This is a genomic window from Reticulibacter mediterranei (genome assembly GCF_016587455.1).
Window position 1 is genome coordinate 7,454,689 of sequence record NZ_BNJK01000001.1, and the last position, 12,119, is coordinate 7,466,807.

Below are 12,119 nucleotides of genomic sequence, written 5' to 3' on the forward strand. Positions count from 1 at the left end.
TACTCTATAGAACAATCTGTCAGGTGCCTCGCTTTATTTTGAAGAGTACGGGAGCAAAGGGGTAAAAATAAGATGGCAAAACAACAAACTTCCATTGAGCAGCAAACACAAAAGAGGCGTGGGACTGGCTTGACTGCCTATGACCCGGAGAAGGTCTATCATGGATATACCCTTTTTACAACTCTCTCCGGTGATGGAACCGTCTATCTCATTGACCTAGAGGGAAATGTTGTACATCAGTGGAAATTACCATATCCTCCCTATTATGGGTATTTACTTGAAAACGGGAATCTGTTCTACAACGGTTGGACCCCTGCTGCAAGCGATGATCTCCGCTTTCCTCACTGGCCACTCTACAAGGCTGGCGTCGTGCTGGAGGCGAATTGGGAGGGAGATATTCTCTGGGAGTATAAGAATCCAGACCACCATCATGATGCACGCAGAACGCGCACTGGTAATACGCTGCTGTTAACCATCGAAAAGACTCCCGAGGACGTGGCGCAGAAGATTCAGGGTCAGATCGCAAAAAGTGGGATCTGGAGCGATAGGCTTATCGAAGTTGCGCCATCGGGACAGATTCTCTGGGAGTGGCATGCGTGGGAGCATCTGGATGAACTGATTGATAGGCCAGTACACTCATCTGAAGATCCTCATCACTGGCCACATGGCAATGGTATTGAGGAACTGCCGGACGGCGATATTCTGGTGAGCTTTCGCGGCATCAGCACTGTTGTCATTATTAGTAAAAAGACCGGCAAAATTGTCTGGCAGCTAGGACATGATGTGCTTGCTCAGCAGCATAATCCAACCTCTTTGGACAATGGCAACATTCTGATCTTTGATAATGGCACGCAGAGATTAACCGATCCGCATACCTATTCGCGGGTAATCGAGGTTAACCCCAGGACGAGTGAAATTGTATGGGAATATCGCGATACACCGGCCTACAATTTTTATAGTGCCTTTATTTCGGGGGCACAGCGATTGGCGAATGGAAATACACTCATTACGGAAGGGTTGAACGGAAGAATATTTGAAGTGACTTCAGAAGGAGAAGTCGTCTGGGAGTATGTGAGTCCTTATTTTTCAGAACTGTTAAATGGTAATAGAGATAATACTATTCCAGCTGATGTGTACCAGTATTGTGGCGGAGCAACGATGAATAGTATCTTCAGAGCATTTCGTTACGCGCCAGATAAGTTTCCACAGCTTAAAAAATAAGTGAGATAATTCCAGTGGTTCAACGAACCTCTTTTGACCGACAGGAAAACCGTCATTCTCTTCTTTCGTTATGAATGGGAATGACGGTCATCCTGATAGGGTGCCCAGATGTGATCCAACTGTATTCGCAAAATTGTAGCTGCTGGTGGCATCCCAGTTGATAGACCATGTCATCGCGCCGCGAATGTCCGGGTAGGTAGTCGATGGCTTGAACGATCCGCAATTCTTCCCTGCGGCCAGACAACTTAACGCGTCATTCACGACTGATGGCGCAACATATCCACTCCCTGCGGCGGATGCTATCGCTGGCAGGCCCAACCCGATCTGGTCTGGACGCAACCCGCCCTGGAGCTGGATACATGCTTGCGCGGTAAGGAAGTCAACGGTTCCTTGTGCGTAGACCTTTCCATCGCAGCCAAGCATTGTCCCGGAGTTGTAGAACTGAGTGTTGACCACCGTAAGGATATCTTTGATATTTAGAGCCAGTTGAAAGTAGTCATGCCCTGTCGACTGCATGTCCAGCGTTTGTGGTGCCAGGGTGATAATCAAATCTGGCCCAGCCAGAGCCGAGAGTTGCCGTAAAGCGCTAGCCATCGAGTTTGCGTTGATCCCCTGCTCCAGGTCGATATCAACGCCATCAAAACCATAGGTCTTCATTAGCTCATGGATACTGTTGGCAAAGTTTGTGGCTGTATCTGCGCTGTTCACACTGACACTGCTATTCTGCCCACCGACTGAAATAATAACCTTTTTGCCCTGTGCATGCAGCGTCGTAATATCATTGATAAATGCATCTTGACTATAGCCGCCCAGAGCGCTTGATAGAGAAGGATCGATGCTGAATGTTACCGTGCCCGGTTTGCCTGGATCGGTGTTGGTAAAGGCCACGATGATGAGGCTATAGTTAGCATTGATATTGTTCAAGCGCAGAGCCGTCGAGCCATTGGTAAAGTTATGCCAGTAGCCTGCCAGTATATGGTGCGGTAAGCTACCACCTCCACCACAGTTTGAGCACGGCGTTACTGAGGTGCCTGGGGCTGTCGAGCTAGTCGGCGTTTTGGTTGCAGGCGGGACATACACAGCTGGCGTACTCGTATCACCAGCTGGTTGTTGTGTCCCGCCCCCTCCCGGGTTCAGGACGGAAAAAGTGTAAGAGCCTGCCAGCAGGACTGCGACCAGGAGACCACCCCCAATTTTTGAAGAAGTTTGAGCCATTATTCCTCTCTCTTACGACAAGCCTCTCATAGATGGAGTGCGTGGCGGTGATTTGGCAGTGTTTCCCATGCCAAACGTTATGGTATAGCTACAATCCTTACAATGGTAGGTGCTGGTCCCATCGTCGTATGCATAGCTATATGACTCTTTACAAACTTTCTTGAAAACCTTGTCGTAATTTACGGGCCAGTTCTCCGCTTTACAGGTCTGGGGGCTATTGTAAGCTCCTCTACAACAATACTGATCAGTATTGAAGGCATTGCACGCGCTATTACAGGCAACGACCTTCCCACTCGCATTCTTCACCTGGAGTTCAGCGGGACAGTTAGCATTGATATCGAACATACAGCCGGTCTCTGCGCATGTGTAGGGGTCAGCGTTAGCAGGTGTGGTATTAGACGTGTGGATTGTCGTGGGAATATTGTAGCCATCAACCAGGCTCACATCATAAATATCAATTCCCCCTATGGACTGCGCATCCAACGTGAACTCTGCTAACGTTGTCGGGGGTACTCCTCCTGCCCCATTACACTGTAAACGGTGTCCACAATCGCCAGTATCACAGGCACCATTTCCTGCGCTATCGAAAGTACAGCCTGTTCGTCCCCAAAACCGTCCTTGCCAGCCTGTAGGGAGGTTTAAAGTAGTGGTGGCACCAGCAGTCATTGCCCAACCACCATGATTTGGCAATTCAGAACCAGGATTGTTCAATGCGCCAACCCAGATCGTCTCCGAAGAATTGTTGATAAATATAAATGCACGCGTGCCTGGTGTTGCAGGGGAGGTCTCTTTAGAGTTGGATGAGGAGGTAGTAGTGGGAGTGGGAGATACACGTGGGACATACACAGCCGGAGTACTCGAATCGCTTACCGGTTGTTGTGTCCCGCCTCCACCTCCTGGGTTCAAGACGGAAAAGGTGTAAGAGCCTGCCAGCAGAACCGCGACCAGGAAACCGCTACCAATTTTTGAAGATCGATTCACTGTTCATCCCCGTTGTCAATGACTATACCTATCTGTAAATGAACCTGTGTTCATACCAAAAGTGTAACCAGAAGAATGGGAAACAACCGGGGGGAAGAAGGGAAAGAAGTGCTTATTGATGGAGATATGTTGGACGAGAAGGCGATTAATGGCTACCCCTGGTGTCTGATGTATTTCTGGTTTGAAATCGTTCCATTTTTTTGCGAAAATCATCAATCATCGTAATAATTTCTTTATTTTTCGGATAGAGTGTGCCGAGTTGCTCTGGTGGCGTGGTAACGTCTGCTGGTTTCTGCTCGTGTGCAGACCTGTCGGCATTATTCTTCTCACCCTGTATGGGAGGAGTGGTTGCTGGAGCAGGAGTGAGTGGTTGTGTCTGCCTCTCTCTGTGTAGGCTGGCCGGGTAAATGGTATGAGAATGTTTACTGATGGCTTGAGAATATGTCGCGATAAACTCTCCTGCCGTCTGGAAGCGGTTTTGCGGGTTGCGGTGGAGCGCCCGATCCACCACTAACTCCAGCACGGTGGGTAAATCAGGGCAAAGCGTTCGCAATGAGGGGAGGGGTTCGCGAATGTGTTTGAAGGCGGTATCAGGATAGTTCTCGCCAGTGAAAGGAGTTCTACCGCTTAACATTTCAAACATGATTACCCCGAGCGAGTAAATATCCGAGCGAGGATCGGGTTCTGAAGCTCTTACCACCTCGGGAGCCAGGTACTCGGCCATACCTGAATAAGAGCCAGCGAGACTTTTCAGGTGCGAAAGCGGTGTGGAGGTAGTAGACTCCCCAGATGATATGAGTGAATCATCAGCCATAAGCATTTGTACCAGACGGAGATCAGTAATCTGTGGGGGCATTCTTTTCTGAAAGAGGATATTGGCGGGATGAAGGAACTGGTGAACGAGCCCCTGTTTGTGTATGTAGTCAAGCGCCTGGGCAACAGGTGCGAGGATTTTTAGCGCGTCTGTTGGTCGCCAGCGAGGTTGCTGTTTAAGGCGGTCTGCCAGGGTCAGGACAGAGGTGTTGGGCATCAAGATATAGCAATAGTCTTCCTGTACGCCGTAGCCAAATAAAGGGAACAGCGAAGAGTGACGCAGGCGTATCAGCTTGTTTGCTTCGTGGGAGAAGCGGATAAGAAAATTTTCCTGAACGTGCTTAGGGAGAGACTCCGGTATGTGAATGAGCGCGATCGCGATTTCTGGAAGGAGCCAGAGTTCCTGTGTGCGCCCTCTGTAAAGCGTCATAAGTTTTTCATATCTTAATGCCTCTTCCAGATGGTATCCCCGAACCATCTGACCTAGATAAGGATCGGCGAGATTATCCATAAATACAGCATGTCCTTTCTCAAAAGCAGGTGAGTGAGAATAGGGTGGCGCTTCCTATAATAGGTGAAGCGAAGGAAAGATGTTATGGCCTGGAGTACTCGTGTCCCACATATCACAAGCAGCTACCTCTATTCTATTAGAGACGCTTATGGCCAATCCTTTGCTACACGTAATATGGACCTGCTACCAGGTTTCTGGCAGTATCAGGTATCCGTAGTTAAGCACACAATATAAATACAGGCCTGTTCCTCGCATTTTACCACGTATATGGTCGATGTGCTTATCCATCATGACACGAACCGTGTCATCTACCTCGCACTGATAAACGTGATAGGCCAGATCAGTATACGTCACGGCGTGGCCATGACGTAGCGGAAAAAGTAATCGGAATTCCGTTGGAGTAAGTTTTATAGTTCTTCTACCAATCGTAATGACGTGCTTACCTTCATACCACCGTATGTCCTTTGTGTTCATCGGTAGAGTAATTTCATGGCTCAAGGTCTGCATGATGTGAAGAGTCCTTTCTTTCTGTCTTCTCAAGGCAGTAAGTCTAAATGCACAATTAACGCTCCAAAAGTCTTATATGGAATAAATGCTACCCATAAGGCTATAGACGAAATACTCTCTGTGTATAGATAGCAGTTTGAAAAGTGTTTTCTTTTCTTATTACAAGTATGGCAGGAAAAGTAAACGAGGGGCAATGACAGGGAACCGTCAAGTAGAGGACAACTTGGACATTCTTCAGGTTTGTGGCTTGTATCTTGTCCTGGCGTTAGCGGCGGTTCCAGCCTGGAACCGCCGCTAACGATGAAGAAATCTTTTCCATGCTGTCTAGATAAAACGACTAGACCATGTTATAGGCCGTTGCGCCAACCGCTGTCACCACGCCTCCGGCGATTGAGCCGGCATTAGTGATGGCCCTGGCCGTAGAGGTACCCAGAATAGAGGGGGCACGCACCGTCATCCAGAGCACCAGAATAGGCGGTAACTGGGTCAACAACCCTTTCATCAAGCCGAGACTGTCGGAAGGGATTGCTGGTAATACCGGAATCACCAATGGCAGCGTAGTAATGACAAAGACCTGGACAATTTGAATGAGCAGGGTGGAGAAAAAGCCTTTGGCCCACTGGTTGACCACACCTTGTCCGAATCCCCCAGGTAAAGCCCAGCAGCCAAAGGCGATGGGGCACAGCAGAATGTAATAATTTAAGAGAACGATCCGCACGAGCACTTGCGCCCAGAGCATAATGGAGAGTACCAGGAGGATGAACTGGCCCAGATGCTTGATCAGATCGAAAAAGTTGGCGATGGTGGCGACAAGATGGATTAAATTGCCAAAGATCGGGATGATCGAGGCCAGCACATCTGTGACAAATTTGGCCGCCAGAATCTTCATAAACTCGTTAGCGGCGCATCCCCACCGGCTCATAGGAACTACCATCCCACGATATGAGATCAGGTCATTCTCATTGGCGAGCGTATAGGCAACCGGCTGGTTATTCACCATCGCAGTGGGAAATCCCCCCAGATCTTTATGGAGCAGGATAAGGCCACCTGTGATGTTGTTGGAGATCGCAATCAAGGTCTCGGTCATGGTAAAAGCGACCACAATAATCGCTATGCCTAACAAAAGACGTGGAATGGCTTGCAGGGCGTTGGCATAGCGAAAGGTAATACTGCCCAGAAGCACTTGATAGCCGATCAGGACAATGACTGGTGACAGGAAGATCAGTCCGATGCCCAGAGTATAAGGCATGAGCTTTGTGACTCCATCGAGCTTGAAGGTATCTTCGGGGAACGTATAGAAGAAGCGTCCTCCCTCGCCCGCAGTGGGTGTCGTCAGCTCCGCGCTCGATAACACGCCTGGATGATTGCCTGAAAGCCAGTCCTTTTGAATAACGGACACATTGGGGAGGCCATCACTGACATCTGAGCAAGGAAAGATCCAGTTACTATTATTAGGCTGGCATTGGAGCGGATCAAAGAAGTCTACTGTTTCAACTCCATATGCTGTGAAGGCCACCTTATAGCCTATAGGACAGATCCATGTTTTCCCTGCAATACCAGCAACATCGGCGCAAATTGGTAAAACATCAGCGTCCTTCGTTTTGACAAACGCATCAAAACTGTATTTCGCGTTGGGATTACAGCCATCAAGACTGGGGTACGATATCTGGGTCGGGTCGAACCAGGGATTTGCTAAATTGCCAGCACCGAAACAGACCACATAAAAGTGATCTTTATCTTTTGGCACTGACCCTGGAACATAGTCGTCAACCGTGCTACCCCCATGCTGACAGGCCCAGTGTCCGTTCTGGCATGTCGGTGTCGGGCTACCACCCGCAATATACTTGCTATCCGCAGGGGTTGAGGTCGCCGTTCCATCTGAATTGGTCGTTGTCGTTGTACTCGTGGTGCAATCGAGCAGATTGGAGAGCGTTGTATCCACTCCCCCAATAACTATGGAAGGACTGCTTGCCGCGTGTTGGTTTTGACTGTGAGTGGTTTGTTGAGAAGAGGCTGAAGCCGAAGTTCCTCCGATGAGAGAAAAAATGCTGGTGATCAGGAAAATGAGCAGATAGAGCATAAGAGCGACGGGCAAGAATCTGCGTTTTTTCCTCCCCCACTTCCTCTGAGGAAAGGGGAGCTTTGCGAACAAAAATGCCATGTATTCTCTCATGTCCTGTAGCTTTAATCTCCCGTCTTTTGTGAGCCAGGCCTGGTTGCCAGGTTTCTCTTTCGGCCTGTCGTAAGAATGACAGGTTGTCTCACTTTCTCTTTCAGGTAGTTCGTGTGTTGTATCTTCCACTGTAAATAAATCTCCTTTTTCTGAGACTGCCTTTCTTATTGGGATGTATCCTTACAATTACTACTGGTTGATATGGAACTCTCTATCTTCTCGCTGGTAATCTGCGGAGGAGATAGAAGAGAGGATGATAGCGGAAAGGAATGCGTAGAGACCTCTATCTGCTGCTGATCGCCACGAAGTTCAGCAACAGCGGCCAGGTGTTGCAAAATAGTCATTTGATCAGATAAGTCGGCCAGTTCGATCGAGGCTTGTAGAGCTATGTCCAGATAATAATGCGATTGTAGATAGAGACCGTGTACGCACATAAAAGGGAAAAAGGCTAACGTCCCCTGAATGACTTCCGGGAGCATATCCAGGGCTATAGCGGTATCGAGAGCCGCTACAATAGTGGCGATCTCGGGACGAAGAGCAGCGTCATCGGAGCGATCAGCTTCAAGCAGAGAGAGGACATAGTGGACCAGCCGCTTGCGGGCTTCAGTATCGTCATAGAGAAGGTGTGAAAAGTCGGAGATAGTCCGATGCAGCGTATACCGTCCTGGTTCGCTGCTTTCCAGAAGCCCGGCATCCCAGAGGTCATCAAGCGCTTCCACAGGTTGCTGGCTGATCGAGAGCGCGGCGCTTTCTGAGAAGCTCGCGGGTTTGGGAGGGAAAACCGCCAGCGCGCAAAGGGCAGCGCGTGCCGACGAGCTTAGTCGCTGTGTACTGCTGGCAATCGTTGTATAGATCGAGATTGGGGCCGAACCGGATTGACCTGAAGAACTTTCAGCAAAAGCGACGGGCATGCTCACGTGGAAACGCTGCTCGACGGATTGTAAGCGGGTAATGGCGCTTTGCAAGCGGCGTGGTTGTCCGGTGAAGGCTTGCCTGGCTAGATACTTGCCTATCAGTGTCAGCGCCAGTGGTATACCCGCTACTGCACGTACCAGTGTCAGAACCTCTTCAGAGGTTTGTTGCCCCAGCAAGGGGACAAAACGAGCCAGCAGAGCCAGTGCATCGGCCTCTTCAAGTTCGGATACCAGGATAGCACCGTCCTGAGCAAAAGCGAACGCAGCCTGGGGTTGCCGTGTGGTCAAAATGTGAGCGCAGTAAGCGCCCCCTACCTGGAGAACCGGAGTATCTTCGGCGCTCCACGCGTCATCGATAATGATTAGCAGGCGGCGTGTGCCTATGTGCATGCGGAGCGCGCGTCTCCACGATGCGCTGCTATGCACATTTTTGACTTCATCGGGGGAGATGCCCAGCAAGTCACCCCAGCGCATAAGCTGATCCAATACGTTCGCACATGGCCCCAGGCTGCCCCAGAGTATACCATCGCAGAAGCGAGCCTGAATCTGTTGATCCATCGCCAGAGCAACCGCGAGAGCGGTTTTACCAACGCCGGGTAAACCATGAAATGCGATCACAGGAAAGCGGTTATTTTCAAGCAAAAACTGTTTTGCCTGTAGCAGCAGATCATCACGTCCAAGTAGATCACCTGCTCGGCCTGGTATCTCGGGAATGGCAGGATCAAGCAGATAGCTTGATCCTGCCACCGTCTGTTCACCCGGTGTGGTAATGGTTGTTTCTATAAGAGCATGGGATTCAGCAACGCTCTTATTTTCATCGCTCTTCGTGGAAATACCAAGTTCAAGCGCGTCTTTGCCGAAAAGAGCACAGAGCTGTTCGCGGTAATGCGGGTAAGGGATAGCTTGCCCTTGTTCCCAACGACCTATAGTGCGAGTGGTCGTGCCAAGTATTTTTGCGACTTTTGCCTGTGACCAGCCGCGCAATTCGCGTTCAACTTTCAATGGATGGGGCGTCATAAAGTATATCTTCCTGTTCAGAAAATGATTGCTGCCATCGCTTAATTTCCTCGCTTCTATCCGCTGGCAAGGCTGAGGCAAGGTTCAGGCTCTCGCGTCCCAGTCGATAGGCTTCGGCCCTGTTGCCTTGCAAGGCGGCAATGCGAGATAGTCCATAGAGAGCTATAGCAGTCCAACGAAGATCATGCTCTTTGCCTGCATCAGCGGTGATTGCGAGATGAAATGCCTTTGAAGCGTTATCTAATTGTTGATTTTTAAGATAAACTTCCCCCTGGTTGATAAGGATATCGCAGATAAGCCAGGTTGCACCCAGCTGGCGGGCGATTTCTAACCCTTCCTGAAGATAAGCCAGCGCCTGGTTAAACTTGCGTAAGAGACCCTCAACTTGACCAAAACACATCAATAGGAAGGGTAACAGAGGAGAAAGTTTCAGTTGGCGCGCCAATTGGAGACCTTCATCCAGGTAACGCTCAGCCTGGGCATACTCGGCTCGTTTGATTGCCAGCACACCAGCGTTGGTGAGAAGATCGCAAACCTGGGCCAGGCGCCCTGCACGGCGTGTAAGCGTCAGACCTTCTTGAAAGTATCCTTCTGCCAGGGCATAGTTGCCCTGATGAGTTGCAACGCAGCCAAGTGTACTGAGTAAGATACCCAGTTGCTCATGTTGTCCGAGACGGCGTGCCAGCACCAGTCCCTCCAGAGCATGCTGTTCGGCTTGATCATAATTTCCTCGCCGGATGGATAGTGCCGCGAGGGAGAGCAGAAGTTGGCTGAGAGTCTCCTGAGAGTCTGTCTGGCGAGCGAGAACAAGACCCTCCTGAGCATAGATCTCAGCCTGGGCGTATTGGCCCTGGTAGCGAGCAATTCTGCTCAGGTAGGCGAGCAGGATACTTGCACGCTGGTAGTTTTCTTCCTGGCGTGCCAGACGTAGCCCCTCAGTAAAAGATGTCGAGGCGGCCTGATGCTTGCCGCAATGAAAGAAACCGCATCCCAACAGCGTTAATATGCCGCTCAGATCTGCAAATAATTGATGTTGTCGTGCCAGCGACAAGGCTCGTCGGGCATATTGCAAGACCTGGGTATAATCACCTCGTAACTCGGCGAAGGTCGCCAGGTCGCGTAAGATCACGATCTGCCCGCTGGGGTCTGCAATCTCAAGCGCTGCCTGGAGCGCGGATCGAAGATACTGGTCTGCTTGATTGTAGAGCCCTTGCGTGCGCATGATCGTAACCAGAGAAGTGATGCTCTGGACCATCTCCTGTTGCATTCCCAGCGCCAGGGAGGTATCAAATGCAGCATAGATATTTTTCAATTCAGGCTCTAACATCTCATAATTGTGAACATGTTCCAGGAGATAGTGAAGCATATAGGATACAAAGCGCCGTTGCGATTCGCTATCAATGGATTGAGTGCGTGCGTAGCTGGCGACAACCTGGTGCAGCATATAGCGTCCGGGTCTATTACTTTCCAGTAAGCCAATATCCCAGAGTTCATCGAGTGTTTCTACATCTGCCTGGCTGACTGTTAGCGCGGCTTCCTCCGAGAAGTTATTGGGTTTGGGTGGGAAAATTGTGAGCGTGCTGAGGACATGGCGCGCCTGGGGGGATAGTTGTTGCACGCTCATGGCGACAGCCGCGTAGAGCGGAGAGAATGGAAGTGGATTCGCCTGCTCCTCAGTGAGAGGTTCATCCGATAGCGGCTTGTGCTCACGCAAATGCAGTTCTGTGCGATGCAGGGTACTCAGAACATCCTGAAGCTGATAAGGTTGCTTGCTATGAGTTTGCGTTGCCAGATATTTCCCCATCAATACCAGCGCCAGTGGCAAACTGCCTACGGACTGTACCAGTGCCCGAGCGCCCTCGGGATCTTGCTCCACCATTTGTGGGATAAAGCGAGCCAGCAGGGACAGACCATCGGCTTCATTGAGTTCGGGAACCAGAAAGGTTCCATCCTGAGCGAAGGCATAGGCGAGTTGAGGTTGACGGGTGGTTAATAAATGGGCACACTGCCCTCCTCCAACTTGAAAGGCCAATGCATCTTCAAGTATCCAGGCATCGTCAATGACCAGTAACATGCGACGTGAACGGATTACTGTATGGAGCGCCTTGCCCAGCTCCTCGCGGTCGTTGGCATTCGCCGCCAGTGAATGAGGAATGGTTAAAAGCATACACCAGCGCGTAAGCAAGGCATGCACATTAGGGCGCGGTCCGAGCCCAACCCAGAGAATGCCGTCACGAAAACGCGCCTGGATCTCCTGGTCGGTTGCCAATGCGACCGCAAGGGCGGTTTTACCCACGCCAGGCAAGCCGTTGAGCGCAGTTAATGCCGCTCGATTATTATGCAATAGCCGATGCTTTACCTGGGCCAATAGTGTTTCACGGCCCAGCAAGCTAGAGGCGCGCTCTGTGATATCTGGAATCTGCGGATCTACCAGGAGAGGGGTGTGCTTGAGAATTTTAGACTGGAAGAGTGGGGCTGCACGAGGCGTTTCCGCCTCAACACTTTTTTCCGCGCTATCAGGCAGAATACCCAGTTCACGCGCATTCTTTTCAAAGAGAAGACAGAGCCGTTCACGATAAGTAGGAGATGGAGTTGCCTGTCCATTTTCCCAGCGACTCACCGTGCGCACGTTTGTATCCAATATCTCCGCCATTCTGGATAAGGACCAGTTACGCGCTTGGCGCTCTCTTTTCAATGGATGGGATTTCATTCGATATATCTCTCTTGTAAACATTTTAGGATGGCGTGCCGGCTCATGACTTTCTCC

7 protein-coding genes are annotated in these 12,119 nt (G+C 50.4%); 1 reads left to right on the plus strand and 6 read right to left on the minus strand.

Features of this window, described 5'->3' with window-relative positions; genetic code table 11:
• Nucleotides 1-72 precede the first annotated feature (72 nt).
• Nucleotides 73-1,221 (plus strand): arylsulfotransferase family protein, encoded by a 1,149-nt coding sequence (locus K3T83_RS32100; RefSeq protein ID WP_220207000.1) that lies wholly within the window; start codon nucleotides 73-75, stop codon nucleotides 1,219-1,221.
• An 87-nt stretch (nucleotides 1,222-1,308) separates the two neighbouring features.
• Here the strand turns inward: K3T83_RS32100 and K3T83_RS32105 are convergent, their stop codons facing one another.
• The 6 genes from K3T83_RS32105 to K3T83_RS32130 all read right to left on the minus strand — a co-directional run bounded on the left by K3T83_RS32105 (nucleotide 1,309) and on the right by K3T83_RS32130 (nucleotide 12,086).
• Nucleotides 1,309-2,436 (minus strand): chitinase, encoded by a 1,128-nt coding sequence (locus tag K3T83_RS32105; protein WP_220207001.1) that lies wholly within the window; start codon nucleotides 2,434-2,436, stop codon nucleotides 1,309-1,311.
• A gap of 12 nt (nucleotides 2,437-2,448) precedes the next feature.
• Nucleotides 2,449-3,417 (minus strand): thaumatin family protein, encoded by a 969-nt coding sequence (locus K3T83_RS32110; protein ID WP_220207002.1) that lies wholly within the window; start codon nucleotides 3,415-3,417, stop codon nucleotides 2,449-2,451.
• 145 nt (nucleotides 3,418-3,562) lie between these two features.
• Nucleotides 3,563-4,741, minus strand: a complete 1,179-nt coding sequence (locus K3T83_RS32115) for a serine/threonine-protein kinase (RefSeq protein WP_220207003.1) — start codon at nucleotides 4,739-4,741, stop codon at nucleotides 3,563-3,565.
• A gap of 844 nt (nucleotides 4,742-5,585) precedes the next feature.
• Nucleotides 5,586-7,343 (minus strand): hypothetical protein, encoded by a 1,758-nt coding sequence (locus K3T83_RS32120; RefSeq protein ID WP_220207004.1) that lies wholly within the window; start codon nucleotides 7,341-7,343, stop codon nucleotides 5,586-5,588.
• A 242-nt stretch (nucleotides 7,344-7,585) separates the two neighbouring features.
• Nucleotides 7,586-9,352, minus strand: a complete 1,767-nt coding sequence (locus tag K3T83_RS32125) for a helix-turn-helix domain-containing protein (protein WP_220207005.1) — start codon at nucleotides 9,350-9,352, stop codon at nucleotides 7,586-7,588.
• Entirely contained in the window at nucleotides 9,327-12,086 is a 2,760-nt protein-coding gene (locus K3T83_RS32130; RefSeq protein WP_308441697.1) for a helix-turn-helix domain-containing protein, read from the minus strand. Before K3T83_RS32130 ends, K3T83_RS32125 begins: the two co-directional genes overlap by 26 nt.
• Nucleotides 12,087-12,119: the final 33 nt, after the last annotated feature.